Genomic DNA, 26,647 nt, shown 5'->3' with positions numbered 1-26,647 from the left:
CGTAGGCCGCGCCGAACGCCTAGTCACCCCCGCGATGCGCCGCGCCCTCAACGCCAGAGACAAAGGCTGCGTCATCTGCGCCGCCCCACCCATCATCTGCGACGCCCACCACCTGATTTCCTGGATCGACGGCGGCCAAACCGCCATCAACAACCTCGCCCTGCTCTGCCGCCGCCACCACACCGCCCTCCACGCCGGCCACTGGACCATCACCATCACCAACGGCAAAGTCCACGTCACCCGTCCCACCTGGGCCGACCCACCAACTCACCCCAAACAACCCGCCCCACACCCAGCACCACCCACCCCACCCCAACCGCCCCTGTCACAAGCGAGCCCGCCAAGACCACGCTCACCCCAACCGGCCCGGGCACAAGCGAGCCCGCCGGGTCCAGGCGAACCTCAACCGAGCTCACCGCAATCGAGCTCACCCCAACCGGCCCTGGCACAAGCGAGTCCGCCAAGGCCGGGCTCACCGCAATCGGGCTCACCGCAACCGGGCTCACCGCAACCGGGCCTGGCGCACATGGGGCCGCCGTGCTCAGGCTCACCGGAGCTGAGCTCACTACCTTCAATGCCACAGCCGAGCTCACGACAACCAAATCCACCTGCTTCACTCGCCGCAGCTGCTGATGCGCGGGTGGATGCGCCGGCCGCTGCAGCATCACGACCAAGTCGTTGGACAGCCGACGAGCTGATGATGCAAGAGGCCGCCCGCTTCGCGGTCTGAGGCGAACCAGCCGACCGCGTTGACGCATGCCGATCCCGGCCGGCTTGTCCCCGGCGAAGTTCGCGAGCCCCACCTGTCCGAGATCTCCGCACTACCTGGGATCGCAGCGCCACCCGAAAGCGTCGCACCGCCGACACCGCCACCGGCCTGAGCCCGAGTACGACGTACTCCTTCAAGGTGCGGGCGTGTGAGTTGATGACGCGGACGGGGTCGCGCGGATGGATTGGGGCGCGGCAGGTCCACCCGGGCCTCAACTAGCGGCAGTCTGGCACTATCCGCCAGCCTGTCGACGATCCGCGTCTCGAGGTCGGGCGGCTGGTGCCTGGCGAGCGGCGTCAGGTACGCCTTCGCGTTGGCCGCGGTGAGACCGTGACGGCCACCTCTCGGTCACAAGAACCCAAACACCGCCATCTGGTCCCGCGCTCTCACCGCCAGCTCATCTGGGTGGCCAACATAGACGACCCGCTCAGCGGCGCTCCACCTTCTACCCCCCGCACCGCTTACCCACCCGCACCGCTTACCCACCCGCGCCGCTTACCCACCCGTACCGCCTACCCACCCCTATCGCGGGCAGCTCACCGGAGTGCGGGGCACGACTCACCCGCACCGCTGGGAGTTGTGTCCGATGTGCGTCGTCAACCACCAGCACCTACGGGTGCTCACTCAGTCCACCCCGGGCCGATCGGTCGCCGCTGGGCTGATCCGTTCAGCTTGGTTCCCGCCACGCTCTTGCCAGGACTGATCAGGTCGGGGGAGTGATGCCCGGCCGCGCCGAAGACGGCGAAGGGCTGTTTTCCTGAGCGGTGTCGATGTGCGTGTCCGTCACCCGGCACCTGTCGACTCAACAGCTTGAGTGCATCGCGGTTGCGTGCGTCTGCTAATCCACAGTTCCCGGCGCTCACCATGCGGCGCTTGATTCCGGGCCAACCCCGCCGAAGGTGGCCAAAGAAACGATCTGCCGCGGAGCGGTGTCCTTTGGCGGTCTCGAGCTACTTCTTGCGGGGGGCTGAGGTGGCTCGGATGTGGAGTTCGGTGCGGAGGGTGACCGTGGAGGGTGGGCGGCCGGGGGAGGCGGTGCGGTCTTTCAGGAGCATGCCGGCCGTGCGGCCCAGTTCGTACGTCGGTTGCGCGACAGTCGTGAGACTAGGCACAACCAGGTCCGCCCACGGAATATCGTCGAACCCAACCACCGCGATATCATCCGGTGCCCGGAGCCCCTTCTTCGCAAGGCATTCCAGCGCCCCGACAGTCATCAAGTTGTTGGTGGCAAACAACGCCTCAGGCGGCTCACCCAATTCGAGCAGGCTCTCCATCGCGGCGTACCCACCGGCTTCGCGGAAGTCCGCGTGCCGCACCAGGTCCTTGTCGTACCGGATCCCGCCGGTACGCAGCGCTGACCGATAGCCGGCGAGCCGGTCCATCGCGGTGGAGACCTTGCGCGGTCCGGTGATGCACGCGATCCGCTCGTAGCCACCGTCGATCAAATGTTTGACGCCCTCATGCGCACCATGTTCGTTGTCGACCAGCACGGTGTCGGCCTCGACGCCGTCGACCCGCCGGTCGATCAGCACCATCGGGAGCTTGGCGTCCGCGAGCAGTTGCACGCCTTCCGCCGTACTGGTCGGCGAGATGACGACCCCAGCCATCTGATCGGTGAGCACAGCAGACGCGTACGCCGCTTCCTTCGCCGGGTCCTCGTCGGAGTTGCAGAGGACCACGTGGTAGCCCTCGGTCTGGGCGACGTCCTCGAGCCCGCGGACGAGCGAGGTGAAGAACGGGTTCTCGATGTCGGAGATGACCACGGCCCACAGGTTGGTACTGGATTTTCGCAGGTTCCGGGCGACGCCGTTCGGGCGGTATCCGAGCTCGGCAACCGCGGCGCGGACCTTCTCGGACAGCTCCGGATCGACGTTGCGGCGGCCGCTCAGTACGCGCGACACGGTCGCCGGAGACACACCCGACCTACGCGCGACGTCGTAGATCGTCGTCATGCCCGCTCCCCGCTGGAGGTCAGTTGCTCGTCTGGATCGCACTCTAACCCCGACAGGATCTCACGGAGACTGCGAACCCAGGCTGAAGGCCGCGCCATCCAATAGCGCGAGGGCGGTGGCGCGGGCGGGTGCCGAGTCGGCGGCGCCGTGGACGGTTGTCGACAATGCACCGGCCGCGTTGGCCAGTCGTACGGCGTCCACCAGCGGGGCCCCGGACGCGAGCGAAGCGGCGAGCGATCCGCAGAACGCGTCCCCGGCGCCGACCGTGTCCACCGTCGCGACCTGGTGTGCCTCGATCCAAACCTCCGAACCATCGGTGCGATCAACGACAAATGCACCCCGCGACCCGAGCGTCACAACGCATCCCCGCAGCTCCCACTCGTCGGCGAGCTTGCGGGCGATCACCGGCACCTGCGCGGGGTCGTCGCAGTCCAGCCCGGTCAGCGCGGCCGCCTCGACCTCGTTCGGGACCAGGATGTCGACGTACGACGCCAACGCCGGATCGATCGGGCCGACGGGAGCGGGCGTGAGGATGGTGGTGACGCCCGCGGCCGAGGCGAGCCGGAGGGCGGCCTGACTGGCCTCGACCGGGAGCTCGAGTTGGACACTGAGGACCTTGCTCGAAGTCAACGCGTCGGCGGCCGCCTCGACATCGCGAGGGGTGATAGCGGCGTTGGCGCGGGACACGATGATGATCGAGTTGCCGCCATCCGGCAGCACCAGTGGCAGGCCGACCCCGGTCCCGAGTGACGGATGCCGCACGATCCAGGACGTGTCGACCCCGTCGGATTCGAGCAGTTCGAGGAACTCCTCGCCGTACCGATCCTCCCCGATGGTCCCGACGATCGCCGTCTGCGCACCCATCCGCGCGGCCGCGATCGCCTGGTTCACGCCCTTGCCGCCGAGGAACTCCGCGAACCCCGTTCCGTGCAAGGTCTCCCCGGGCATCGGCCGGCGGTCGGCGGAGGCGACGAGATCCTTCATGAAGGATCCCAGTACGCACACGTCGTACCGGCTCATGCCTCGTCCCCCAGCAGACGCTTGCCCAGGGCACCGGATGGATGAAACTGCGCGAAATCGGTATGGCTGAATTCCCTGAGTACGACGAGGGCGCAGGCCAGTGCGTCACCCATCGCGAGCGACGCCGTGGTCGATGCGGTCGGGGCCAGGTTCAACGGATCCGCCTCCCGCAACACCATCGTGTCCAGCGTGTACGTCGCCAACCGGGCCAGCGTGGAATCCTCGTTGCCCGTCATCGCGATCACCGGGATCGACCGCTCTCGCAACATCCGGGTGAACGCGCAGACCTCGGCCGTCTCGCCGGATGCGGACAGTGCCAGGACGAGATCGCGAGACGTCACGGCGCCGGAGTCGCCGTGCAATGCGTCGCCGGAGTGGATGAAGCTGGCCGGCGTACCGGTGCTGGCCAGGGTCGCGGCGATCTTGCGACCGACCAGGCCGGACTTGCCCAACCCCGTCACGACCAGGTGGCCGTCGCAGCCCGCGACCGCGATCAGCACGTCCAGGAAGACGCCGTCGAGCCGGTCGGCGAGCGCCGACACGGCCGCGGCCTCGGTCTCGATCGCGATCCGCGCCGCCTGTAACCCCCGTGCGACCAGGTCCCTGGACAGCTCGTCGGCCGTGCGGTGGGCGGTCGCACGGTTCGGCACAACTGGCATCCCAGTGCCCCTATCTCAGAAATCGATTTCCACGAAGTAGACGCAGAGTAGGCAACGCGGTCCGGCAGTGTCAACGCCTGAATCCAGGTCGAAACCCTTGCGCACAGGCGAAAATGGCGCGACTTGATCGCATCGTGTCCGGTTCGGGCCTTGACCGGTCCGGGCTCCACTCGTAGATTGCGAGAAATCGATTGCCTCGAATGGTTACCCAGGCTGCCCGCTCGAACACACCCCTGGAGCACTCAGATGGCCGCAACACCCTCCCCTGTTCGTCACCTCAGCCGGAGGTCCGTCCTGCGCGGCGGGCTCGGCGCCCTCGCCGCGTCCGCGGCCGGCGTACCGCTGCTTTCCGCCTGCGGTGGTGACTCCTCCGGCGGCAACGCCAAGGAGATGTCGTTCTGGAACTTCTACGGTCCGTCCGACGACCAAGGCCCGCAGAGCAAGTGGTTCGTCGACACCGTCGCCGAGTGGAACAAGAACAACGACGTCAAGGTCAAGCTGCGCTACATCCCCGGCAAGGACTACCTGAACGGGACCACCCTGCAGACCGCGTTCCAGTCGGGGCAGGGCCCGGACATCTTCCTGATCAGTCCCGGTGACTTCCTCCGCTACTACAACGGCGGTGTACTGCAGGACCTCGGCTCGGCGCTGTCGGCGGAGTCGAAGGCCGACTACCTGCCCGGCCTGGTCGAGGCCCGCAGTGTGGACGGCAAGGTCTACGGCCTGCCGATGGAGATCGAGCCGCTCGCGCTCTACTACAGCGAGACCGCGTTCGAGAAGGCCGGCCTGTCCGAGGCCGATCTGCCGAAGACCTGGGACCAGACCATCGCGATCGCGGAGAAGCTGACCGGCAAGGATCGGTACGGCGTGATGTTCGAAACGCTGCCCGGCTACTACCAGAACTTCACCTGGTACCCGTTCCTCTGGCAGGGCGACGGCAGCCCGATCAAGGACGGCAAGGTCGCCTTCGACTCACCGGCCGCCGTACAGGCGCTGAAGTTCTGGCAGGACACCATCCAGCACAAGGTTGCCCCGCGCAAGGCGCTCGGCGACGGCGGTGGTGACGTCGTGTCCAACCTCGGGTCCGGCGCTGCGGCGATGCAGCAGAGCGGGATCTGGGCGGTCGCGGACATGCGCGCGAAGGCCAAGAACTTCAAGTACGGCGTCATTCCGCACCCGACCCCGGACGGCGGCAAGCCGGCCACCGACCTCGGCGGCTGGGCGTTCGTGGCGAATTCGAAGGGCAAGAACCCCGAGGCCGCGGCGAAGTTCATCGCCTGGGCGCTCGGTTCGACCGATGCCGCCGGCATCGAACGGCAGCGGCAGTGGAACACCGTGGTGAAGACCAACCTGCCGCCGCGCAAGTCGGTGCAGCAGGCCGCGGACGCCAAGGGCGCCTTCGCGGACGGTGCGCTGAAGAAGTTCGTCACCGAGATCGCGCCGACCGGGAAGCCGGAGCCGCGGTTCCCACCGGAGGTCTACCAGCCGATCGCGGACGCGATCCAGGCCTGCCAGCTGAACGCGGCCGATCCGGGCAAGGCCGCGGCTGACGCGGCGGCCAAGATCGACACGTTCCTGAAGACCTACCAGGGTGCGCCGATCAGCTGATGGTGACGACAAGTGCTCCTCCGTCCGGGCCACTGGTGAAGGCATCGGGACGGCGACAGAAGGCCGGCATGACCCGGAAACGGCGCGAGGCGTTGGCGGCGTACGCGTTCCTCGCGCCGGACACGATCGGCCTGCTGATCTTCGTCGCGCTGCCGATGGTGCTCGCGTTCGGTGTCGCGTTCTTCAAGGTCGATGGCTTCGGCAACTATCAGTACGTCGGCCTGGCCAACTACAAGTTGATGGCCGGTGACGACCAGTTGCTGGCCTCGCTCAAGGTCACCGCGATCTACGTGGTCACGTTCGTACCGATCGCGTTCGTGGTCAGCTTCGCGCTGGCGATGCTGGTCCGCAACCACTTCAAGGGCATCGGCTGGGTCCGCTCGGCGTTCTTCCTGCCGAACGTGGTCAGCCTGGTCGTGGTCGGCCTGATCTGGCAGTTCTTGCTGGTCGACAAGCGCGGCGCGCTCTCCAAGCTGCTCGCCCCGCTCGGCCTTGGCGACGTGTCGTTCCTGGGTACGCCGTCACTTGCCCTCGGCACGTATGTGGTGATCAGCGTCTGGTTCCTGATGGGCTACCAGATGCTGGTCTTCCTGGCCGGTCTGAAGGACGTGCCGAAGGAGCTCGAGGATGCCGCGCAGATCGACGGTGCAAGCTCATGGCAACGATTCCGGTACGTGATCTGGCCGTTGCTGCGACCAACCAGTTTCTTCGTCGTGGTGAACTCGACCATCGGCGCGGTCACCGGTCTGCAGGCGTTCGACCTGGTCTTCGTGCTCACCAAGGGCGGTCCGGCCCGCGCGACCAGCACGGTCGTGCTCTACATCTACGAGCAGGCGTTCACCTTCAACAACATGGGGTACGCCGCCGCCCTGACGACCGTGGTCGTCGCGATTCTCGTGGTCTGTACCGGCCTCATGTTCGCCTTCACCCGAGGAGGCCGCTTTGACGAGGATTAGAGTCCTCCCGATCCTTGCCCACGTGCTGGCGATCATCGCCGTCGCGCCACTGGTCTGGATCCTGATCAGTGCGCTCAAGCCGGCCGAGGACGTGTTCAACTTCGGCTGGCCGTCGACCTGGACGCTGGACAACTTCCAGTACGTGCTGCTGAAGATCCCGATGCCGCGCTTCATGATGAACAGCGCGATCGTCGCGGTGGTGGTCACCGTGGTCGCACTGTTCTTCCACTCGATGGCGGCGTACGCGCTGGCCCGGCTGCGGTTCCCGGGACGCGGGATCATCTTCTCCGGGATCATGTCGACGCTGCTCGTGTCGCTGCCGGTGATCCTGGTGCCGCTGTTCCTGGTGGCCAAGCAGCTCGGGTTGCTGGACAGCTACGCCGGTCTGATCGTGCCGAGCATCTTCCATGCCTTCGGCATCTTCCTGCTCCGGCAGTACTACCTGAATATCCCACGGGAGCTCGAGGAGGCGGCCGACCTCGACGGCTGCGGCTACTGGCGGCGGTACTGGAGCGTCATCCTGCCGCTCAGCCGACCGGTGCTCGCGTCGCTGTCGGTGCTGTTCTTCCTGGCCAACTGGAACGCGTTCCTCTGGCCGCTGACCATCACCCGGAACCCGGACCTGCGAGTGATCCAGCTCGGTGTGTCCGGCATGCAGGGGCAGTACGCCTCGGCCTGGAACCTCATCCTCGCGGCCGCCGTGATCGCGGCCGTCCCGACGGTCGTGGTCTTCGTGGCGGGCCAGCGCCGCCTGGTCGACGCGATGAAGACGACCGGTCTCAAGTAAGGAACTGACGATGAAGCGTGGGGCCCTGCTTGCTGTGCTGCCGTTGGTCTTCGGGACGGTGGCGATTGTCGACAATCCTGGTGCTGACATTCCTGCGGCTCGGGCCAGCAGCTCGATCGGCACGGCCCAGGTCGAGTCGAAAGGGATGCCGAGTCAGAGCGACGGCGACCTGTGGCCGTCCTGCTGGGCCGGCAACGACAAGGTGTACGCCGCCAACGGCGACGGCAAGGGGTTCAGCCTGGACGGCGACTTCGCGGACGTCGCGGTCAGCGAGATCAACGGCGTACCCGGGAATCTGTCCGGAGCAACGATCTCGAAGGGCGACCAGGTCGGGTCGGTCTGGTCGGGCGCCGGGTACAACCGGAAGCCGACCGGCATGGTCTGTGTCGGCGACACCCTCTACCTCGCGGTCCAGGATCTCGCGCTGGACTTCAACGACGTACCCGCGGCGACGATCCTGAAGTCGACCGATCACGGGCGGACGTGGACGTGGGACAAGCGCAAGCCGATGTTCTCCGACCACGTCTTCACGACGATCTGGTTCGCGGACTTCGGTAAGGGCGGAGCGCTCGCGCCGGACGGATATGTCTATGCGTACGGGCTCGATGGGAATTGGCGGGATTCGTTCGACGACACGGTCGCGGATCCGCAGAGCGTGTTCCTGGCCCGGGTCCCGAAGAACAAGGTGCAGGACCGGAGCGCGTGGAAGTTCTACACCGGGTCCAGCTGGTCGTCGAAGGTCGCGGATCGCAAGCCGGTGCTGACGGATCAGCGCCGGTTGTACGCGCAGACGTACGGGACGAACGCGTCGAACCTGAGTGTGATCAGCCAGGGCGGTGTCACGTACCTGCCCCAGCAGAAGCGATATGTCTACACGTCGTGGACGGAGTACACGTTCGAGTTCTACGAGTCGCCGACGCCATGGGGTCCGTGGGAACACTTTATGAGCAAGGACTTCGGCGGGTATCCGTGGTCGACCTCGAAGTACGGCGGGTACGGCGTGACGATCCCGTCGAAGTTCGTCCAGCCCGACGGCAAGACGATGTACATCCAGGCGAACGTGTGCCCGTGCGGTGGCGGCGGGATCGGGACGTCGGTCTACAACTTCAACCTGCGCAAGCTCGTACTGACGCCTTCGTCCGGAACTCCTGCCGACAATCTGCCAGGGGCTGACAACCTGGCTGCGTCGGCGACCGGTGCGGTGGCGGTCTCGAAGTCAACGCAGTCCGGAAGCCTCGCGTTGATGAACGACGGGGCTCGCACCGGGAGTGAGGGCGACTTCGACGACGAGGTGAAGGGCGCTTCGTGGTGGGGGTACGAGTGGCCGGCCAAGCACAGGGTCAACAACGTCGAGTTCACGTCGGGTGCGGTGTCGACCGAGGGCGGCTACTTCACCGGGCGGCCGCGAGTACAGGTTCGTCAGAACGGTGCGTGGGTCGAGGTGGGCTCGCAGACCGTTTCACCGGCATACCCAGGTGATGCGACCGCGGGTGCCAACAAGACCTACACGATCACGTTCCCTGGTCAGGAGACCGACGGGGTGCGGGTGATCGGGCTGCCCGGTGGGACGCGGTCCTACACGACGGTGTCGGAGCTCGCTGTCCGCTACGTGTCGCAGTTGGCGGATGGAGGATTCGAAGCCACCGGCAGTGGCAAGCCGGCCTGGCTCTTCGAGGGTACGGCGGCCAACGGTGTCGACCGCGGTCTCGGCTTCGCCCATTCCGGCGCCAACAACGGCTGGATCCGCTGCACCTGCACGGGTCTCAGCGACCTCTACCAAACGGTCCCGGTGACCCCCGGCGCCACGTACACCTTCGGTGCCTGGGTCAACGCCTCCGCCAACCTCCCCGCCGACCAGGGTCGCTTCGGCGTCCGCATCGGCAGCAAGGACCTCGCGGTCCAGACCTTCGGGGCCTCCACCGGCTACGTCCACCACGAGGTCACCGTCACGGTTCCTGCGGGCGTCCACGAGCTGACGGTCTACGCCGGGTTCAACGGGCCCGGCGTCGACACGTTCATTCAGGTGGACGACTTCAGCGTCAGTTGAGCAACTAGGCGCCGGCGGGCTTGGTAGTAGTGGTCGGGGTCCAGCACCGGCCGGTTGAATCGCAGCGTCCGGTCGGGGTCGATGAGGTCCAGCGCTGCAGCGTTTCCGTGTGTGGCGCGGACAGCTTGCAGTGCGCGGTGGTCCCACATGGCCTGGGCGAAGACCCGGTGCCGGATCGACGGCCACGGCGTACCGTCCGGACCGGGGTAGACGGCGAACGGGTCCCCGGACGGGAACGCGCCGCCGGCCGAGGTATCCGCGAACGGGTCCACCCGCCGGATGGAGTGCCACGTGTACCAGAAGTTGAAGCCCCAGTGCAGGAAGCCGTCCACGCCGGCCGCGAAGAGCTGGTGCCCGATCGCCCGGTTGCGCGCGGAGGGCATCCCGACGAAGCGGTTCGCGACCTCATGCCCTTGGCTGACGCAGTAGTAGACCCATAGGCGCTCCGGCCGCTCAGCCAGGAACGGCTCGACGTGATCAGTCGCAACGACGGGTACCTCGACGGCACCCGACGTCCAGAACGAGTGCTCGCTCAGAGCGTCAACGACCGTCCAGCCCTTCAGCAGATCGGCGACGACAGCCTTCGCTGCGAGGTAGCTCGCCAGTCCGTCCGCCCCTGACGGCTCGTCGGAGATGTGGAAGACCACGTGCTCACGGTCCCACTCCTCGTCGAGCACTGCCTGGAGTGCCGGCAGCAATGCTTCCATCAAGCTCCGGTAGCGCGGGTCCGTCGCAGCCACGTCCCAGCCGAAGGCGCGCTCTTCGTTCACCACAATGCCCGGTGTGGCCTTCGCACCCCACTGGGTAAAGAGGTGCGCGACCTCGACCCCAGTGATCCCGGTACGGCGACACAGCTCGAGCCAGCGCCGCAGCCGGTCGAAGCCGAACTCGTAGCCGTCGCCGGTGGCGGTGATGTCGATCAGCTGTACGACGGTCCGGTACGAGCCGACCGCGGTGTCGAGCGGCGGTGTCCAGACCGGTGTGAGCAGCGACGTCGCCCCCATCTCCGCGGCCGACGCCATGAACCGCTCGAGCAGGGCCCAGTGCTCTTCGCTGAACACCTCGACGCCGTAGTGATCGGCCAGCGCGTCCCCATGCATCCAGTGGCTCGACACGATGTCCAGTGGCGGTAGCTCGATCCCGGTCAGCTCGACGGTGACCGGGGCCCGATGCAACTCGGTCCCGTCGGCCTTGCTCAGTACGACCGTGAGCTCGTGGACTCCGGCCCGCGCCGGATCGGTCGTGGTGACGTCGAACCAGACCGCCGCCCAGCTTCCGAACCGCACCGGCACCTCGCCCGTCGGAACCGGTCGCAACAGGTCCGGATACAGCCCGGGTTCGTCGAACTCGTACCCGTCGTCATGCCCCGGGAACGCGAGCAGCGAGCACGGCACCAGCTCGACCGCCGACACCGCGACCAGGTCGGCGGCCGCACCCTCGACCCGCACCCGCAGCGGACTCGGATCACGGAACTTCGAGTCGAGCGGCGGCCGATACGCGAGCTGGAAGGAGGCCGGCTCGCCGAGGAACGCCTGGAACCGGGTCGCGGCGGCCACCGGACGCGGTTCCCGGGTCGGATGCATCTTCACCAGCGCATCGCAGAGCACGAACTCCCACTGCGTAGTCATGTCCGACATGATCCACTTTCATGCATCAACGCACAATCCTGCGTCTCATCGGACAGTTGATCGTCGCGGTTAGGGCCAGGGGAGGAGTTCTGGCACCGGGCCGGTGATCGGGCCTGGTGCCGGGCGACCGGCGTACCAGGCTGTCAGGTCGGTGAACTTGCCGGTGAGGAGGACCTCTTCGCCGGTGCCGTTCTCCCAGGTGGTGCTGTCGGACTGGAGGACCAGCCGGATGTTGTCCGGGGTGCGGGCTTGCAGGAAGTCGAGGAGGTGGAGGCAGAAGTCCTCCGGCCAGTCGGCTGGGGTGTGGGTGAGGGCCAGGTCGGTGGTGTGGATGGTCAGCTCGCGCCAGCAGGCGTCCAGACCCGCGGCGAGGTTGCTGTTGCGGTGGAGGATGGGGCGGGACCAGTCGTCCGGGCCGACCTTGTCCCACGCGGTGATCAGATTGGTCGTTGCCTGCAGCAAGTGATCCTGCAGGTCAGCGGCGGAGCGGCCGGCGCCCGATTCGATGCCGGCATCGCGAGCGGGCCGTCCACCGTCGTAGACCTCGATCAGACGCCCCTGGAGTGCTTCCTCGACCTGGCGCGTCATGGCCTCGGAGAAGTTGGCGATGTGGGTGATGACATGGCCGCGCGACCACCCAGGCAGTCCTGAGTCCGCACGGGCCGTTTCGTCGTCCAGGTCAGCCAGCATGGCGTTCACCCGGGTAACAGCGGTCTTTACATCGGTCAGGGCCACAAGCGCTCCTTGGTCCAGTGATCGGGGTGGTCGAGGCGGTACCGCAGTCGCAGGTGCCGGCGGTCCGGATCGGCCTGCCAGAACTCCACCTCATCGGCCCGCAGCGTGTAGAGAGTCCAGTCCGGCGCAATCAGTCCAGGCTCGGCAGTCAACCGCTCGGTCTGCTCAGCGACCGCCGCACCGATGTCCGCAGGGTCGTTCAGTACGGCGCTCTGCCGCCCAGTCAGCGCCTCCGCTCGAGCCGCTACCGGACGCGCCAGAAAGTCCCGCGCCGAGTCCTCCGGATCCGCCGGCTCAACTGACCCCAGCACCCGGACCTGCCGCCCCAGTGCGATCCAGTAGAACGTCAGAGCGGCGTACGGCGTGTTGCTGAGCTCCTCGCCCTTCCGGCTGGTCGCAGTGGACGCGAACTGCCAGCCATCGGTGGTGAGGTCCTTAAGGATCAGTACCCGCGCGTTCGGCCGCCCGTCGGCGCGCACTGTGGAGAGTGTCGCCGCGCAGGGCTCGGGCACCTGGTGGTCGACGGCGTACAGCAACCAGTCGACGAAGAGTGGATGCGGCGTCTCGGGGGCATGCGCCGGGTCGAACGTCGGCGGCGTGCCCGTGAGCGTGGGGACGGCACGGAGTCTGCTGCGGAGGTCTGTCATCGAGCCTGACCCTAGATCAGCTCCTCACATGGCAGCAACCGGATATCCCATTAGACTGCTCCTGATGAGCACGCTGGCATTCGCCCTCGCGGCGACGATCAAGCACGACGGGCAGGGCGGAATCGCGGACCTGCTGGCGACTCCTGCGCAGGCGACCGCCTGGCTGGACCAGCACGAGCACTTGGTGGCCGAGGTGCTCGGCCGTCCGTTCGAGGGCGCCGCCGACGTGCGGGACGAGTTGATCCGGGTCCGGCGAGCGGTGCGGGCGTTGTTCGCGCGGGCGGTCGCGCCGGAGCCGCCGAGCAAGGCCGATGCGGACCGCTTGATGGATGCTGCCGCCGCGCTGCGGATGGTGAATCGGGCCGCAGATCGACTGGGTACGACGCAGTTGGACTGGCCGGACGATGGTCCGCCGGTGACGCAATGGGTCGGCCGGACCGACGATCCGAGTGCGTTGCTGGTCGGTGCGATCGGCCGGTCGGCGATCGACTTCCTGGCGGGGCCTGATCGCTCGCGGCTGCGGGCCTGCCCGGCGGCGCGCTGCGTGAAGTACTTCCTGCAGGACGATCCCCGCCAGCTGTGGTGTTCGCCGTCCTGCGGGAACCGTGAGCGGGTGAATCGCCACTATCGCCGCCGGCACGGGACTGTCGGTGGTCGGGACTAATCTCTGCGTTATGACCATCGCGCGTTTCAAGGACTTGTGTGTGGATGTGACGTGCCCGAGTTCGATGGTCGATTTCTGGGGGCGGCTGATCGGGCTGACCTCGCCTGCCGACAATCCGAACGTGCTGGTCGGGGACCTGCCGGAGAAGACGATCTGGATCAACAAGGTCGACGAACCGCGGAGTGTGAAGCAGCGCGTTCACCTCGACGTGCTGACCGGCGCGATCGAGGACCTCGAGCGGCTGGGTGCGACCGTGCAGTCGCCGCTGACGGTGGAGCGGCCCTGGACGGTGATGGAGGACCCGGAAGGCGGGGAGTTCTGCGGTTTCGTCCGTGAGACCGTCCCGGTGTATCGGCTGATGGAGCTGGTCGTGGATTCGGTCGACCCGGAGGCGCAGGCGCGCTGGTGGCACGGGGTGGTCGGTGGTGACTTCGGCAGCGCGGAGGGCAAGACGTGGTACTGGCTGGAGAACGTGCCCGGCCTCCCGTTCCCGTATTGGGTCTTCATGCCGGTGCCAGAGCCGAAGACGGTCAAGAACCGGATCCACTGGGATGTCACCGCACCGGCGCTGCAGCCCGTGCTCGATGCGGGTGCGACACTGCTGCGGCCCAAGGACGACGACATCGGCTGGACCGTGTGCGCCGACCCCGAGGGCAACGAGTTCTGTGTTTTCCTGCCAGCAGTTGAGGAGTCTTGATGCCCAAGCTCGACCTGACCGTCTCCGGCCCGGACCTGACCGAGGCGTTGGTCAACATGTCCTCGGTGAGTGGGACCGAGGAGACACTGGCGGACGAGGTCGAGGCGGCGTTGTCGGCGTATGCGCATCTGAAGGTCTTCCGGCACGGGAACACGGTGGTTGCGCGGACCGACCTCGGCCGGGACGAGCGGATCGTGATCGCCGGGCATCTGGACACGGTCCCTTTGAACGACAATCTGCCGGCTCGTCGCGCGGACGGTCTGATCCATGGGCTCGGGGCTTGTGACATGAAGGGCGGCGTCGCGGTCGGCCTGCGGTTGGCGGCGACGCTCGTCGAGCCGAACCGGGACATCACCTATGTCTTCTACGACTGCGAAGAGATCGAGTCCGAGCGGAACGGTCTGTTCAAGCTGACCAAGTCCAATCCGGAGCTGCTCGAGGGTGTGTTCGCGGTCGTGATGGAGCCGTCGAACGCGGTGGTCGAGGCCGGTTGCCAGGGCACGATGCGGATCGAGGTCACCACCCATGGCGAGCGCGCGCACTCGGCTCGGTCCTGGATGGGGTCGAATGCGATCCATGCCGCGGGCGACGTGCTCGCGCGACTCTCGGCGTACGAGCCGCGGCGGGTGCCGATCGACGGACTCGAGTACCGAGAGGGACTGAACGCGGTCGCGATCCACGGTGGCGTCGCGGGGAACGTCGTACCGGATCTGTGCACGGTCGAGATCAACTACCGGTTCGCGCCGAGCCGGTCGGAGGCCGAGGCCGAGGCGCACCTGCGCGAGGTGTTCGAGGGGTACGACGTGGTCGTGACGGACTCGGCGCCCGGTGGGCTGCCTGGGCTGGAGCGGCCGGCGGCGGCCGCGTTCCTCCAGGTGGTCGGGGGAGAGCCGAAGCCGAAGTTCGGGTGGACGGATGTGGCCCGGTTCACGCTGCTCGGCGTACCGGCGGTGAACTACGGTCCGGGCGACCCGCTGTACGCGCACAAGCAGGACGAATTCGTGCCGGAGGCGGAGATCGAGCTGTGTGAACAACGGTTGAGGAGTTGGTTGACGGCCCGCGCGTAAAGAGGTCCGAGTTCCGGTCAGGTCATAACCTGGAGGTATGGAAGAGGATTCGATTCACTCCGATCGTCCGGTCGGCCAGCAGCAGCGCGGGCCGATCGTGATGCGCCGCAACCAGGTGCAGCAGTCCACCTCCGAGCAACGGTTGCTGGACAGCCGCGGCCCGTCGGACTGGGTGCATACCGACCCGTGGCGGGTGTTGCGGATCCAGTCCGAGTTCATCGAGGGCTTCGGCATGCTCGCCGAGCTCGGGCCGGCGATCAGCGTGTTCGGCTCCGCGCGGACCAAGCCGGACGACCCGATGTACGCCGCCGCGGAGGAGACCGGCCGCAAGCTGGTCGACGCCGGGTACGCCGTCATCACCGGCGGTGGGCCGGGGGTGATGGAGGCGGCGAACAAGGGTGCGTCCGAGGCCGGTGGGATCTCGGTCGGGCTGGGGATCGAGCTGCCGTTCGAGAACGGGCTGAACGAGTGGGTCGATATCGGGATGAACTTCCGGTACTTCTTCACCCGCAAGACCATGTTCGTGAAGTACGCTCAGGGGTTCGTGGTGATGCCGGGTGGTTTCGGCACGCTCGACGAGCTGTTCGAGGCACTCACGCTGGCGCAGACGCGGAAGGTGACGTCGTTCCCGGTCGTGCTGTTCGGTACGTCGTACTGGGGCGGGCTGGCGAACTGGCTCCGGGAGACGATGCTCGCGGACGGGAAGATCTCGGCGGCCGACCTCGATATGTTCACGATCACCGACGACGTGGACGAGGCGATCAGCTACATCATCAAGTCCGGCGAGGTAGCCGACGCCGCCGCCGAGGAAGCCGCCGCATCGGCCGCCCGCGAGGTAGCGGAAGCCGACAACCCCGCCGCCCGGGCCCGCCGCGAAGCACACCGCCTCGGGTCCGACGGCAGCTGACAAGGGTCTTCGCTGAGGGCGCAATCGGGCTCCGATTGTGCGGGTGACTTCATCGGCATGGCACGATCGGACCCGTGATGTGGTTCTTCGGGCTGATCGTGGTGCTGTTGATCGGGGCTGTCGCGGTGGTCGCCTCGGGTCGTTGGGGTGCCATGAGTACGGCGTACGACGACAGGCCTGACATGACTGTCCCGGCCCGGCAGGCGCTCACGTCCACGGACATCGAGACGGCCCGGTTCGCCGTCGGCCTGCGCGGATACCGGATGGACGAGGTCGACACCCTCCTCGAACGCGTCGCCAAGGAGGTCGCCGAACGCGACCGCCGCATCGCCGACCTGGAACGCGCGGTAGCCCCGATCGTGGACGCGCCCGACGGTGCCGGCTTCACCTCCCGAGGCACCTACGACCCCACCGAATTCGACGACACCGGCACCCAAAAACCGATCCTCGTAGGCGGCAACTTCCCCAACGCCGCAGCCACCGCGCCCAGCGCAGACCCAGACGCCGACGCCACGTCCGTCGAGTCGAGCGAGCCCGCGTCGAGTGCCACCCGCCCGGGAGCCCCCGGGTCCGCTGTCGCCGGGTCCGCGGCCGCCGAGTCGAACGCCGCCGAGTCAACCGCCGCGGCGCCCCGCGCAGTCGCGTCGACCGCCACTGAGTCCAGTGCGACCGAGCCCGGCACAACTGGGTCTAGCGCTCTCGCCGGTTCCAGCCTGGCCGGTTCCGGATCGGGTGGTATCGGCTCGAGCGAGTCCGGCACCTCCGGTCCTTCCGCCGCGACCGACGACCCAGTCACCGCCGAACAGTCCGCAGTTGCACAACCAGACGCGGACCACATGTCCTCGGCCCAGTCAGGTGCCGCACCGTCCGGCAGCATCCAGTCGGGCAGCGACCGGCCGGTCGCCGACGAGGGATCCGCACCGGGCACTGCTCCGGCAGCCGGCGGTGGTTCAACCGGTGACCGGGACGACGAGCTGGCTGTGGACCAGTCGGACGCCGATCCGATCATCGGGGAGCAGACACCTATCCGGCCGCCCGCAGGTGAACCCGATGACGAGCCGGACACCCGAGAGGTCCCCCAAACCGCTCACGCGCAAGCGGCCAACGAGTACGAGCGCCTCCAAGCCGAAGCCCGCGCCATGCTCCAAGCCCAGTCCCACCCCACCACCCCCCGCCCCCGAGACGCCAACCCCCAACCCCCAGAGGCGTCCCCCCAACAATCAGCCGACACCCAGCCCCGCGAAGCGTCCTCCCAGCACCCTGAGGCTTCCTCACCACAGCCAGACACCTACGCGCAACCGCCCGAGGGGTCCTCGCAACAACCGCACTCCTACGACCAGCAGCCTGGGTTGGCTTCACAGCAGCCGCTGTCCTACGAGCGGTCGGCTGAGACCGGGTCGCAGAAGGCCGGCAGCTACGTCCCGCAGCCCGGCCCGTCGTTGCAGCCGCCGCAGTCGTACGAGTTGCGGCCTGAGGTGTCCTTGCAACAGCCAGACGGCTACGCGCAGTCGGGCGGGGCTTTGCGGGAGTCGGAGGACTACACGCAGCCTGAGTCCTCTCCGCAGGTATCGGATGTCTATGGCCAGGGATCCGAGGGGTCCGCGCGGGAGGCCAGTTCCTACTCGCAGCGCCCCAGCTCCTCCGGGCAAGGCGAGGTCTCGGCTGAGCAGGTGTACTCGCAGCCGGGGGGACAGGGGTTCGAGCCTCAGGAGTTTCAGGCTCAGGCGACATACCCGGTTCGGCAGGTGGAGAGGGACAGCTACCAGCCGCAGCAGGCGGAGCCTTGGTTCCCGGCGAGTGAGTCCTCGTCCGGGCTGGATGCCCAGACAGACGTAGCGCCTCAACCGCCGCAGCCGACCAACGATCTCACCCCGCACGCTCCAACCGACCACGCTCCGGCCAACCAGGCTCCGGCGTTGCAGTTCCCGGTGGTGGAGCAGGGGGCGGCGGAGGCGTCGTACCAGGGGCAGCAGATGCCCGTGGAGCGGCAGAGTTCGTCGGCGGAGGCGTCGTACGAGGGGCAGCAGGTGCCCGCAGAGCAGCGGCCGTCGGCGGAGGCGGGCTCTGGACAGGGGCAGGCTGGTGGGCCGCAGTTTCCTTGGAGTCAGCAGGCGTCGGGGGAGCGGGAGTCGGGCGAGCCTGCGTTGCGGTTCCGGGTGGATCAGGCAGCGGGGGATTCCGGGCAGACGCCTGAGGAGACCACGCAGGAGTTTGCGGTCGAGCAGCAGGCGGGTATGTCGTCAGCCGGAGCCGACTGGCCACAGCCGACCGAGTCCCCGGTCGAAGCGGCACAGTCCTCGGAGACGCCACAGTGGTCCATGCCCCAACAGGCTCCCCAGTGGCAGCAGCCGTCAGACCCGTCCCCCGAGTCTCCCACCCAGCAGCCGCAGCAGCAGTCCGAGTACCAGCAGCCGACGTACCAACAAGAGCAGCCGCACTCCCAACAGTCGTCCGGGTACCAGCAGGAGCCGCAACCTCAGCAGGCGTCTGGGTACCAGCAGGAGCGGGCTTCCGGGCAGGCTGGGTATGAGCAGTACACGGAGGAGCAGGCGAGCGCCTACTCGCGGGACGCCGCGCAGTACGAGGGGTCTCAGCCGCAGCCCGTCCAGCCGCAGGAGCAGCAGTCTTCGCAGCCGTCGTTTGAGCAGCCTGCGCAACCCGAGCAGCAGTCCGGTCAGCAACCCGCTAATCAGGAGCAGCAGCAGGAGGGGTGGCAGTTTTGGCCGCCGGCTGATCAGCAGGGGCCGCCGGTTTGGCCGGGGCAGGCGGGGAACGGACAGGGTGGGGAGCCGGAGGATTCGGACGGCGACGGTGGGCACGGGCGGCACAGTGCGGCGCCTGATGAGGGTGCTTATCACCGGCCCAGCTGATCTACTCGGGTGATGGGATCCGAGGGTAGGTGTCACGCGGAGGCGTCGATCGAGCTGGAGCTTGATCCGCAGACTGCGTGGAATGTGGTGATGGACTGGGACCGGCAGTCGCGGTGGATGCTGCTCACGCAGGTCTGGGCGACCGGGCAGGACGGTACCGGCGTTGGTGGTGGAGTCGCTGCGCGGACTTCTGTCGGTGCCATCGGGTTCACTGACGACATGGTCATCACTCACTGGGATCCACCGCGCGAATGCACGGTGAAACACCTGGGCAAGATCGTCCGCGGCACGGGCACCTTCACCATCACCCCCCTCCCGACGACCCCCACAAACACCCCCTCCACCCCAAGCCCCACCTCCAACCCGAACGACACCTCGAACCCGGCCCCCACGGCCAAGTCGAGTGATGCCCCCAACACAAGCCCCACGTCCGCCTCGAGCTCGTCTTCGAGGTGTCGGTTTACCTGGGCGGAGGATGTGGTGCCGCCGTTGGGGAAGGTGGGGGTGGTTGGGTGGCCGGTGGTTCGGGTGGGGTTTGAGTGGATGATGCGGGTTTCGTTGCGGCGGCTGGTTCGGGAGGTGGCGAGATGACGGTGATCGGGCCGGACGGGCTGGCGCGGTGTGGGTGGGCTACTTCCGCCGCCGAGTACGTCGAGTACCACGACAAGGAGTGGGGTAAGGAGATCCGCGACGACGTCGCGCTGTTCGAGCGGATGACGTTGGAGGGGTTCCAGTCGGGGCTCTCGTGGATCACGATCCTGCGCAAGCGGGAGAACTTCCGGGCCGCGTTCGCGCACTTCGATCCGGAGACCGTTGCCAAGTACGGCACGGCTGATTTCGATCGCTTGATGGCGGACCCCGGCATCGTCCGCAACCGGTTGAAGATCAACGCGACGATCTCGAACGCTCGTGCGTTGCTCGAGCTCGATGACGGTGAGTTCACCGAGTTGCTGTGGTCGTTCAAGCCGGCGAAGCACAAGGCGCCGAAGACTTTTGCGGACGTGCCCGCAACTACGCCGGAGTCTGTCGCCATGTCGAAGGCGCTTAAGAAGAAGGGCTTCGTGTTCGTGGGGCCGACGACCGCGTATGCGTTGATGCAGGCAACGGGCATCGTCAACGATCACCTCTCCACCTGCATTGCTCGCTGATCGCCCACAGGCATCGGGTGGGCCGCATCGCCGGCTGATCAGTTGCGGCGAAGACCAGCCGTCGGAGCGGCAGAGCAAGCCCGCTCCGAGTCCCCCGAGGCAGCGGTCGCGGCCGTGGTCGAGTTTGACCCCGGCGGTGTTCAAGCGCGGTTGAGGGAGTGCGTCCCGTGGTGGTCGGGGTGCGTCCGGCGGTGGTGACTGGGAGCGAGACCGGGCCGTCGGGACTCGTCCGAAAACTGGCCAAGTGGTCAGAAAATCTGGTGCGGACCAGGGCAGTCCTGATGCTCGGAACGCCTGCACGTGCAGGATGTTTGTGCATCTGCAAGGGGCGCTGAGGAAAGCTGAAAATAGGCAAAGACAAACGGCTGACCGAGTTGTGTTCCGGGTACTGAACGTGATGAGGTGTTCTTCGGGCACCCCCGACTGTCAGGTGGCTGTCCGGCCGTGACTCGCCCGGCCGGAACGCGGTCGGGGGGCCCACCAACGTTTACGGGCACCCATCGATTTTGGGTACCTCACCAAGGTTTACGGAGCCCCGCAAAGGGTTAAGGAGCCTCGTTGTCGCCGGTCGGTGTGAACGTCGTATGGAAGACATCCGTGTTGGTCAGACCGGACACGTGTGTCCGGTCCGGCGACGCGGCCAGGTAGAGGTTCGCCTCGGCAAACGGATCGGCCGCATCGTCATCGGCAGTGCCGAACTGCCGCGTCCACACCCGGACCTGATCGGGCGAGTACTTCGCGAGTACGGCGTCGAACTTCCCCAGCGGAGTCCCCATCGCCCCGTCCGTGAATCCACCGACATACACGTTGCCCGAGGGGTCGACCGCAACCGCAGCACCCTTGTCGTTCCCCGGCGTACCGAACTGGTCCCGCCAGGTCAGTGCGCCGTCAGCGTCGACCCGAGCGACGATGAAGTCCTTGTCGCCGGCCAGTACGCCGGAGAAGTCGCCGGCGGTGTAGCCGGTCAGATAGACGCCACCAGCAGGGTCGCTCGCCAGCCCCCATACCTCATCCGACGCAGCTGTGCCGAACTGTTTCATCCAGATAGCCTCACCCGCGGACGAGTAGCGAGTGACGAAGCCGTCGACGCCGCCCGCCGACGTACCCAGCGCACCGCCCGTCATCCCCGCCGCGTACACGGACCCGCCGGACACCGCGACCGCCATCCCCTTGTCCTCGCCCGCACTCCCGACCTGCCGCAGCCACACCTGCCGGCCCTCACCATCGAGCCGAGCAACGAACACATCCTTGTCGCCCTGGTTCGCGCCACCCAACGCGCCCTTCGTATAACCACCGACGTACACATCGGTCCCGTCCACAGCCACCGAGTAGCTTCGATCAGCCACCCCAGGTACGCCGAACTGGGTCAGCCACCGCCGATTCCCCGCAGCGTCGTACTGCGCCACAAACCCATCATCCGTAGCGTTCCCGCCATGCGACCCATCGAGATCGCCCGTCGTGTAGCCAGTGACCGCAACACGTCCGGAGCTGTCGACAGCAACGCCGTACGCGCGTTCTGTCCCGCTGGTCCCGAGCGACCGCGTCCACTCGCGGGTACCATCCGGCCGGGTCTTGATCAACGCGACGTCCGTCCCACCGGCGTACGGCTGCCCGTCCAGTGATCCCGCCACCGCCTCGGCCTGATAAACGTTGCCCGAGGCATCAGTAGCGATCCCACCGGCCCGGTCGTCGCCCGCCGTACCGGTGATCGTCGCCTGCATCGGGACCGCCGGCGGCTTCCCGATGTACTGGAAGATGTACTTCGCGCCCTCGCTGAACGTCGGTCCCCACACATCCCAGTCGTGCCCGCCGTCGACGACCCGGAACTCCGAGGTCAGGTTCGGCACCCGGGTCGCCTGGTTGAAGACGATGTGCGCCTCGAAGTCGAGATCGTGGGTCGCGTCGATCGCCTTCGGGTTCTTGTACTCGTCATCGCCGACCGCGATGTACATGTGCGACGGCAGCCCCGTGGCCGCGAACGACTTCAACGTGGTCGGCCAGTTCAACCGCAGGTACGTCGACTCCACGAACGGGTCCGTACCCTTGCCGAAGGCACCGAAATCCCTGGTGCTCGAGTCCGAGGGCGGCAGCGGGAAGTACACCGCCGGGCTGAGTACGATCGACGCCCCAAAGACCTCGGGATGCGCCAGGGAGTACCGGAGCGCACCCGCCCCACCCATCGAGTACCCGGCGATCGCCCGTCCGGTCCGATCCGCGATCGTCCGGTACGTCGCATCCACCTGCGGGATCAGGTCCCGGAAGAACGCCGTCTCGACCGGCCGCCCGGGATCCGGTCCCTTGTAGGCGGAGTCGACGTACCAGCTGGCGCGGCTGCTCCAGGGTGCGTCCGGCATGATCGCGATCGTCGGCGGGATCTCCCCGGCCCCGATCATCTCGTCGAGCCGGCTCTTCACCTGGGTCCAGGCCGCCATCGAGTCGCCACGCCCGTGCAGCAGGTAGATCACCGGATACCGCTGCGTCGAACTGTCGTACCCGGCCGGCAGGTAGACGTTGTAGTTGATGTCCTCACCGAGCGTCCGCGACGGCACATGAGCCGCGGTGATCGTCCCGGACGGGACCGCGGCCGGAGATTCAGCACGAGAACCAGGCACGACAAGACTCCCAACCAACGTGGCGACCGTCAGGGCGGCAGGCAGCAGCAGTTTCCTCACACTCCAGGTTGTAATCGCTTACGTAAACGATTACAAGAGGAGGCGCGTACCGAAGAACGGGTAGTGGTCGGCGCCGGGATCACCGCCGCGGCGTGGCGCAGGCGTGGGCTGCGCGGTGCAGGGGACTACTACCCGTCCTTCGGTACAGAGATCAGCGGCCTTCGAAGGTGGGCTTTTGTTTGGCGACGAAGGAGGCGACGGCGTTGCGGTGGTCGGCGGTGTCGCCGGTGAGCTGCATCTTGCCCGCCTCGAAGGCGAGCGAGTCGGCCAGCGGGTGGGTCGCCGAGTAGGCGAGCGACTGCCGCACAGCGCCGTACGCGACTGTCGGTCCGACGGCGAGCTTGCCGGCCAACTCCGCAACCGCCGACGGCAACTCAGCAGCGGGAACGACGGTCGTGGCGAGACCTAGCTCGAGGGACTCGGCGGCCGGGATGGTGCGGGGGAAGTACAGGAGCTCGACCGCCTTGGCGTGGCCGATGAGCCGGGGGAGCGTCCAGGAGATCCCGGTGTCGCAGGACAGGGCGATGCCGGTGAAGGCGAGGTTGAAACCGGCCGTGTCCGCGACCACCCGGAAGTCGCACGCGAACGCCATCGACGCGCCGGCGCCGGCCGCGACCCCGTTGACCGCCGCGATCACCGGCTTCGGCATCTCCGCCAGCGCGAGCGCGATCGGCGCGTAGTGATCCGGCACCGTGCTCCAAAGTGCGGCCGTGTCGTTGGCCTCGAGCAGCCCGATGTGCTCCTTCAGGTCCTGACCGACGCAGAACGCCCGCCCGGTCCCGGTCAGCACGACGACGCGTACGGCGTCGTCCTCGGCGGCGGCCTGGACGGTGTCGCGGAGCAGGACCTTGGTGGCGATGTCGAGCGAGTTCATCGCGTCCGGCCGGTTCAGCGTGATGGTCGCCACGCCGTCGGCGACGGCATAGATGACAGAGTCACTCATCGTGGTCAGCTCCTAGACAATCGGTGAAATTTTCAGTGCAGCGTCAGGCAGTTGTCCACGAAACGCCCGGCCGCGGGGCCGAGTCGTTCGGCGTGGAAATCGAAGAACTCGGCGGCCCGCGTGCCGGCCCAGTCGTCCGGCAGCAGCTCGTCCGGCAGTCCCGGATCGCGGAACAGGAACTTGCGCCATTCGTGCACCAGTTCGGACCGGACCGCGAAGGCCTGCTCATCACTCGTGTCCGGCCCGGCGCCGTCGACCAGGGCCTTCGCCTCGATCAGCCAGGCGTCGTACGACGCGCCGAGTTCGTCGAGTCGCCAGACCCGGCGGGCGAACTCCACCGCGCCCTCGTCGACCGGTGCGCGGAACCGGTCCGCGGCGATCCCTTCCACGCCGAGGATCTGGTCCACCTCGGTGTCGTTGCGCAGCCCGACCCACGCGCCGTCGGACAGCGGAGCCCAACCCAGAAAGGCGAGTTGGCTCGCGAGCTGGTCGCGGCGGCGTGCGTTCGGCACCTCGCGGAGGATGCCCAGATGCCAGTGCCGGTCCCAGTCGCCGGGGCCTTCGGAGCCGGTCACGACGGGCGTGCCGTCGGGGGCGGTCCGGTAGATCCGGGCGGCCGCGTCGTCGAGGCGGCGACGCGCCCGGGCGGTCAGCGCGTAGCCGGGCTGTCCGTCGAGCCGGACCGGCTCCAGCCAGCCTTGCCGGACCATCCGGGACACGGCGGTCCGCACCGCCGGTGGATGGACGCCGAGCGGCGCGAGCAGCCGCACCAGGGCAGCGACCGGGGCGCGCGCGCCCCGCGCGCGCAGGTGGTCGCCGTACAGGTCGAAGAGGGCTGAACGGGCGTGCACAAGACTTGAGTCTGCCGTATGGTGCACGGCTCTGGCCTGCGATCGGGAATAATGGGGTCCGATAGCACTGCGATACGCGCCGACGGCGCATCACCGCAACGGCGCCGGCGACGGTTCCCCGCGCGGTGTCGTCGCTCAACACCGACACCGGAAAGGGGTGCGCGCATGGCGGCGATGAAGCCGCGGACGGGCGATGGTCCGCTCGAGGTCACCAAGGAGGGCCGGGGGATCGTGATGCGGGTCCCGCTCGAGGGCGGCGGCCGGCTCGTCGTCGAGCTGAATGCGGATGAGGCCACGGAGCTCGGCAACGCGCTCAAGGCAGTCGTCGGCTGACCGAGTCCTCCGGGGGTGCCTCGCACCTCAGCCAATCACTTCGACCCCGGTGGGTGCCCTCTTTCGGCACCGGCCGGGGTCGTTACGGTTGGCCCGGCACACCAACCTTTTGATCAAACCAGTGAGGTCGTCCTAGTGGCTCGCCGTAGCAGCACCCCTCTGTACCCGACCCTTCCGGCCGTGGCCTGGCAGCCTGGCCTGCCGGTGCACGGCGCCCCGACCTGGGTGATCGTGGTCGGCGAGAGCGGCCTGCCCGCCGTCGCGAAGGAGGCCGGCGAGCGCCTCGGCGTCGACCTCGGCCGGCTGCTCGAAGCACAGCAGGCGACCGGCTTCACCCCGTCCGCCGGCGCGACCGCCGCGTACCCGCTGCTGGACGGCGACGTGACCGAGGTCCTGCTGGTCGGCGCCGGTGACGGTACGGCGAAAGACCTGCGACACGCCGGTGCGGCGATCGCCCGGTTCGGCCGCGGCAAGGACGAGCTCACCACAGTAGTTGCCGAGGGCATCGATGACGCGACCCTGCAGGCGTTCGCCGAGGGCGTCGTACTCGGGTCGTTCACGTACACCCAGAAGACCGTCGACCCGGGCAAGCCGGTGCTGACCCGCCTCACCCTGACCGACGGCTCGGACGCGGTCCGGCAGCCGGTGGTCGATCGTGGTGTGGTGATCGGGCGGACCGGCTGGCTGGCCCGCAAGTTCGCGACCACCCCGTCGAACGAGAAGGACCCGGCCTGGCTGGCCGCTCGCGCCACCGAGCTGGCCGCCGCGACCGGTCTCGAGGTGACGGTCTGGGACGAGAAGAAGCTCGCCGCCGACGGGTTCGGCGGCATCCTCGCGGTCGGCAAGGGCTCGACCCGGCCGCCGCGGTTCATCCGGCTCGACTATGTGCCCGACGGCGCCACCAAGGACACGCCGTACGTCGTTCTGGTCGGCAAGGGCATCACCTACGACACCGGTGGCCTGTCGCTCAAGCCGCGTGAGGGCATGGTCTCGATGAAGCGCGACATGACCGGCGGCGGCTCGGTGATCGCCACGCTGTCCGCGCTGCGCGAGCTCGGTGCACAGGTCAAGGTGACCGGTCTGATCTGCTCGGCGGAGAACATGCCGTCGGGTACGTCGTACCGCCCGGACGACGTGATCCGGCACTACGGTGGCCGGACCACCGAGGTGAAGAACACGGACGCCGAGGGTCGCCTGGTGATGGCGGACGGGCTCGCGTACGCGGTCAAGGAGCTGAAGCCCGACGTCCTCGTCGACGTTGCCACACTGACCGGCGCGATCAAGGTGTCGCTCGGATCGATGCTGTACGGCGGTCTGTTCGCCACCGACGACGCACTCGCGGACAACCTCGCCGACGCCGGCCGGGTGTCCGGTGAGGAGCTGTGGCGGATGCCGCTGCCGGCCGAGTACGAGGACCTGATCTCGACGCCGATCGCCGACTCGGTGAACAGCTCGAAGGGCCCCGGGTCGATCACCGCCGCCCTCTTCCTGAAGGCGTTCACCGGTGATGTCCCCTGGGCCCATCTCGACCTCTCGTCGATCGCGGAGTCCCCGGCCGACCGGTTCGAGTACTCACCCGGCGCGACCGGTGCCGGCGCCCGCCTCCTCACCACCTGGCTGACCTCCGACACCCCGACCTCCGGCATCGGCTGAACGGGACCGGCTGACGGGACCGGCTGAACGGGAT

Annotated in this window: 23 protein-coding genes; 14 read left to right on the top strand and 9 right to left on the bottom strand. The window is 67.7% G+C overall.

All coding sequences use genetic code 11. From position 1 onward, the window contains the following. Positions 1–34: 34 nt before the first annotated feature. Positions 35–730, top strand: coding sequence for an HNH endonuclease signature motif containing protein (locus AB0L70_RS20860; protein ID WP_363686420.1), 696 nt, complete (start codon positions 35–37; stop codon positions 728–730). A gap of 989 nt (positions 731–1,719) precedes the next feature. On the opposite strand, the gene AB0L70_RS20855 is transcribed toward AB0L70_RS20860, so the two are convergent. The 3 genes from AB0L70_RS20855 to AB0L70_RS20845 are packed head-to-tail and all read right to left on the bottom strand — an operon-like array spanning position 1,720 to position 4,400. After that, positions 1,720–2,721 (bottom strand): LacI family DNA-binding transcriptional regulator, encoded by a 1,002-nt coding sequence (locus AB0L70_RS20855; protein ID WP_363686413.1) that lies wholly within the window; start codon positions 2,719–2,721, stop codon positions 1,720–1,722. Between the two features lie 60 nt (positions 2,722–2,781). Continuing rightward, positions 2,782–3,741 carry a ribokinase gene (locus AB0L70_RS20850; RefSeq protein WP_363686411.1) on the bottom strand — a complete coding sequence of 320 codons (960 nt, stop codon included), beginning with the start codon at positions 3,739–3,741 and terminating at the stop codon, positions 2,782–2,784. Continuing rightward, positions 3,738–4,400 carry an SIS domain-containing protein gene (locus AB0L70_RS20845; protein WP_363686409.1) on the bottom strand — a complete coding sequence of 221 codons (663 nt, stop codon included), beginning with the start codon at positions 4,398–4,400 and terminating at the stop codon, positions 3,738–3,740. The genes AB0L70_RS20850 and AB0L70_RS20845 overlap by 4 nt, the downstream gene beginning before the upstream one ends. 246 nt (positions 4,401–4,646) lie before the next feature. Here AB0L70_RS20845 and AB0L70_RS20840 point away from each other — a divergent pair, with 246 nt between their 5' ends. The 4 genes from AB0L70_RS20840 (at position 4,647) to AB0L70_RS20825 (ending at position 9,798) form a co-directional block, all read left to right on the top strand. After that, on the top strand, positions 4,647–6,008 hold the full coding sequence (locus AB0L70_RS20840; protein WP_363686406.1) for a sugar ABC transporter substrate-binding protein: 1,362 nt from the start codon (positions 4,647–4,649) through the stop codon (positions 6,006–6,008). 68 nt (positions 6,009–6,076) lie between these two features. Further along, a complete protein-coding gene (locus AB0L70_RS20835) occupies positions 6,077–6,964 on the top strand; it encodes a sugar ABC transporter permease (RefSeq protein ID WP_363686404.1) in 888 nt (295 codons plus the stop codon). Then, entirely contained in the window at positions 6,951–7,751 is an 801-nt protein-coding gene (locus tag AB0L70_RS20830) for a carbohydrate ABC transporter permease (RefSeq protein ID WP_363686402.1), read from the top strand. The genes AB0L70_RS20835 and AB0L70_RS20830 overlap by 14 nt, the downstream gene beginning before the upstream one ends. 10 nt (positions 7,752–7,761) lie before the next feature. Further along, on the top strand, positions 7,762–9,798 hold the full coding sequence (locus tag AB0L70_RS20825; protein WP_363686400.1) for a DUF4185 domain-containing protein: 2,037 nt from the start codon (positions 7,762–7,764) through the stop codon (positions 9,796–9,798). On the opposite strand, the gene AB0L70_RS20820 is transcribed toward AB0L70_RS20825, so the two are convergent. From AB0L70_RS20820 to AB0L70_RS20810, 3 genes are all read right to left on the bottom strand, one after another. Continuing rightward, positions 9,771–11,426, bottom strand: coding sequence for a DUF4091 domain-containing protein (locus tag AB0L70_RS20820; RefSeq protein ID WP_363686398.1), 1,656 nt, complete (start codon positions 11,424–11,426; stop codon positions 9,771–9,773). The two genes, AB0L70_RS20825 and AB0L70_RS20820, sit on opposite strands and share 28 nt — an antisense overlap. Before the next feature lie 69 nt (positions 11,427–11,495). Continuing rightward, the gene (locus tag AB0L70_RS20815) at positions 11,496–12,161 is read right to left on the bottom strand and encodes a maleylpyruvate isomerase family mycothiol-dependent enzyme (protein WP_363686396.1); all 666 of its coding nucleotides are present in this window, start codon (positions 12,159–12,161) and stop codon (positions 11,496–11,498) included. Beyond that, positions 12,152–12,808, bottom strand: a complete 657-nt coding sequence (locus tag AB0L70_RS20810; protein ID WP_363686394.1) for a pyridoxal 5'-phosphate synthase — start codon at positions 12,806–12,808, stop codon at positions 12,152–12,154. Before AB0L70_RS20810 ends, AB0L70_RS20815 begins: the two co-directional genes overlap by 10 nt. Positions 12,809–12,872: 64 nt before the next feature. Between AB0L70_RS20810 and AB0L70_RS20805 the strand changes: the two genes are divergently transcribed. From AB0L70_RS20805 to AB0L70_RS20775, 7 genes are all read left to right on the top strand, one after another. After that, positions 12,873–13,472 (top strand): ABATE domain-containing protein, encoded by a 600-nt coding sequence (locus AB0L70_RS20805; RefSeq protein ID WP_363686392.1) that lies wholly within the window; start codon positions 12,873–12,875, stop codon positions 13,470–13,472. Positions 13,473–13,482: 10 nt separating this feature from the next. Beyond that, positions 13,483–14,169 (top strand): VOC family protein, encoded by a 687-nt coding sequence (locus tag AB0L70_RS20800; RefSeq protein WP_363686390.1) that lies wholly within the window; start codon positions 13,483–13,485, stop codon positions 14,167–14,169. Beyond that, complete coding sequence (gene dapE, locus AB0L70_RS20795; RefSeq protein WP_363686388.1) at positions 14,169–15,236, top strand: succinyl-diaminopimelate desuccinylase; 1,068 nt, start codon at positions 14,169–14,171, stop codon at positions 15,234–15,236. The genes AB0L70_RS20800 and dapE overlap by 1 nt, the downstream gene beginning before the upstream one ends. A gap of 37 nt (positions 15,237–15,273) precedes the next feature. After that, the gene (locus AB0L70_RS20790; protein WP_363686386.1) at positions 15,274–16,143 is read left to right on the top strand and encodes a TIGR00730 family Rossman fold protein; all 870 of its coding nucleotides are present in this window, start codon (positions 15,274–15,276) and stop codon (positions 16,141–16,143) included. Between the two features lie 77 nt (positions 16,144–16,220). Then, entirely contained in the window at positions 16,221–19,013 is a 2,793-nt protein-coding gene (locus AB0L70_RS20785) for a DivIVA domain-containing protein (RefSeq protein ID WP_363686418.1), read from the top strand. A 12-nt stretch (positions 19,014–19,025) separates the two neighbouring features. After that, on the top strand, positions 19,026–19,604 hold the full coding sequence (locus tag AB0L70_RS20780; RefSeq protein ID WP_363686384.1) for an SRPBCC family protein: 579 nt from the start codon (positions 19,026–19,028) through the stop codon (positions 19,602–19,604). Continuing rightward, positions 19,601–20,161, top strand: coding sequence for a DNA-3-methyladenine glycosylase I (locus AB0L70_RS20775; RefSeq protein WP_363686382.1), 561 nt, complete (start codon positions 19,601–19,603; stop codon positions 20,159–20,161). Before AB0L70_RS20780 ends, AB0L70_RS20775 begins: the two co-directional genes overlap by 4 nt. A gap of 545 nt (positions 20,162–20,706) precedes the next feature. Here AB0L70_RS20775 and AB0L70_RS20770 read toward each other — a convergent pair. The 3 genes from AB0L70_RS20770 to AB0L70_RS20760 all read right to left on the bottom strand — a co-directional run bounded on the left by AB0L70_RS20770 (position 20,707) and on the right by AB0L70_RS20760 (position 24,627). Continuing rightward, positions 20,707–22,833: an alpha/beta hydrolase-fold protein gene (locus AB0L70_RS20770; protein WP_363686380.1), complete on the bottom strand. Its 2,127-nt coding sequence runs from the start codon at positions 22,831–22,833 to the stop codon at positions 20,707–20,709. Positions 22,834–22,984: 151 nt separating this feature from the next. Continuing rightward, positions 22,985–23,776 (bottom strand): enoyl-CoA hydratase-related protein, encoded by a 792-nt coding sequence (locus tag AB0L70_RS20765; protein WP_363686378.1) that lies wholly within the window; start codon positions 23,774–23,776, stop codon positions 22,985–22,987. Positions 23,777–23,808: 32 nt separating this feature from the next. Beyond that, positions 23,809–24,627, bottom strand: a complete 819-nt coding sequence (locus tag AB0L70_RS20760) for a PaaX family transcriptional regulator C-terminal domain-containing protein (RefSeq protein ID WP_363686376.1) — start codon at positions 24,625–24,627, stop codon at positions 23,809–23,811. A gap of 165 nt (positions 24,628–24,792) precedes the next feature. Between AB0L70_RS20760 and AB0L70_RS20755 the strand changes: the two genes are divergently transcribed. Both AB0L70_RS20755 and AB0L70_RS20750 read left to right on the top strand, forming a co-directional pair. Then, positions 24,793–24,960 (top strand): DUF3117 domain-containing protein, encoded by a 168-nt coding sequence (locus AB0L70_RS20755; protein WP_012923066.1) that lies wholly within the window; start codon positions 24,793–24,795, stop codon positions 24,958–24,960. 180 nt (positions 24,961–25,140) lie between these two features. Beyond that, on the top strand, positions 25,141–26,613 hold the full coding sequence (locus tag AB0L70_RS20750) for a leucyl aminopeptidase family protein (protein WP_363686374.1): 1,473 nt from the start codon (positions 25,141–25,143) through the stop codon (positions 26,611–26,613). Positions 26,614–26,647 lie beyond the last annotated feature (34 nt).

This window comes from Kribbella sp. NPDC051952, from assembly GCF_040680855.1.
Taxonomy (GTDB): Bacteria; Actinomycetota; Actinomycetes; order Propionibacteriales; family Kribbellaceae; genus Kribbella.
The sequence above is the reverse complement of the archived record's forward strand: the minus strand, read 5'-3'. Positions and strand labels throughout refer to the sequence as shown.

Excerpts from the sequence above, each read along its gene's own strand:
- AB0L70_RS20775 (WP_363686382.1), top strand. The coding sequence starts at position 19,601 with ATGACGGTGATCGGGCCGGACGGGCTGGCGCGGTGTGGGTGGGCTACT.
- AB0L70_RS20800 (WP_363686390.1), top strand. The coding sequence starts at position 13,483 with ATGACCATCGCGCGTTTCAAGGACTTGTGTGTGGATGTGACGTGCCCG.
- AB0L70_RS20860 (WP_363686420.1), top strand. The coding sequence starts at position 35 with ATGCGCCGCGCCCTCAACGCCAGAGACAAAGGCTGCGTCATCTGCGCC.
- AB0L70_RS20810 (WP_363686394.1), bottom strand. The coding sequence starts at position 12,808 with ATGACAGACCTCCGCAGCAGACTCCGTGCCGTCCCCACGCTCACGGGC.
- AB0L70_RS20820 (WP_363686398.1), bottom strand. The coding sequence starts at position 11,426 with ATGACTACGCAGTGGGAGTTCGTGCTCTGCGATGCGCTGGTGAAGATG.
- dapE (WP_363686388.1), top strand. The coding sequence starts at position 14,169 with ATGCCCAAGCTCGACCTGACCGTCTCCGGCCCGGACCTGACCGAGGCG.
- AB0L70_RS20780 (WP_363686384.1), top strand. The coding sequence starts at position 19,026 with ATGGGATCCGAGGGTAGGTGTCACGCGGAGGCGTCGATCGAGCTGGAG.
- AB0L70_RS20855 (WP_363686413.1), bottom strand. The coding sequence starts at position 2,721 with ATGACGACGATCTACGACGTCGCGCGTAGGTCGGGTGTGTCTCCGGCG.
- AB0L70_RS20805 (WP_363686392.1), top strand. The coding sequence starts at position 12,873 with ATGAGCACGCTGGCATTCGCCCTCGCGGCGACGATCAAGCACGACGGG.
- AB0L70_RS20845 (WP_363686409.1), bottom strand. The coding sequence starts at position 4,400 with ATGCCAGTTGTGCCGAACCGTGCGACCGCCCACCGCACGGCCGACGAG.
- AB0L70_RS20825 (WP_363686400.1), top strand. The coding sequence starts at position 7,762 with ATGAAGCGTGGGGCCCTGCTTGCTGTGCTGCCGTTGGTCTTCGGGACG.
- AB0L70_RS20840 (WP_363686406.1), top strand. The coding sequence starts at position 4,647 with ATGGCCGCAACACCCTCCCCTGTTCGTCACCTCAGCCGGAGGTCCGTC.
- AB0L70_RS20835 (WP_363686404.1), top strand. The coding sequence starts at position 6,077 with ATGACCCGGAAACGGCGCGAGGCGTTGGCGGCGTACGCGTTCCTCGCG.
- AB0L70_RS20790 (WP_363686386.1), top strand. The coding sequence starts at position 15,274 with ATGGAAGAGGATTCGATTCACTCCGATCGTCCGGTCGGCCAGCAGCAG.
- AB0L70_RS20755 (WP_012923066.1), top strand. The coding sequence starts at position 24,793 with ATGGCGGCGATGAAGCCGCGGACGGGCGATGGTCCGCTCGAGGTCACC.
- AB0L70_RS20765 (WP_363686378.1), bottom strand. The coding sequence starts at position 23,776 with ATGAGTGACTCTGTCATCTATGCCGTCGCCGACGGCGTGGCGACCATC.
- AB0L70_RS20850 (WP_363686411.1), bottom strand. The coding sequence starts at position 3,741 with ATGAGCCGGTACGACGTGTGCGTACTGGGATCCTTCATGAAGGATCTC.
- AB0L70_RS20785 (WP_363686418.1), top strand. The coding sequence starts at position 16,221 with ATGTGGTTCTTCGGGCTGATCGTGGTGCTGTTGATCGGGGCTGTCGCG.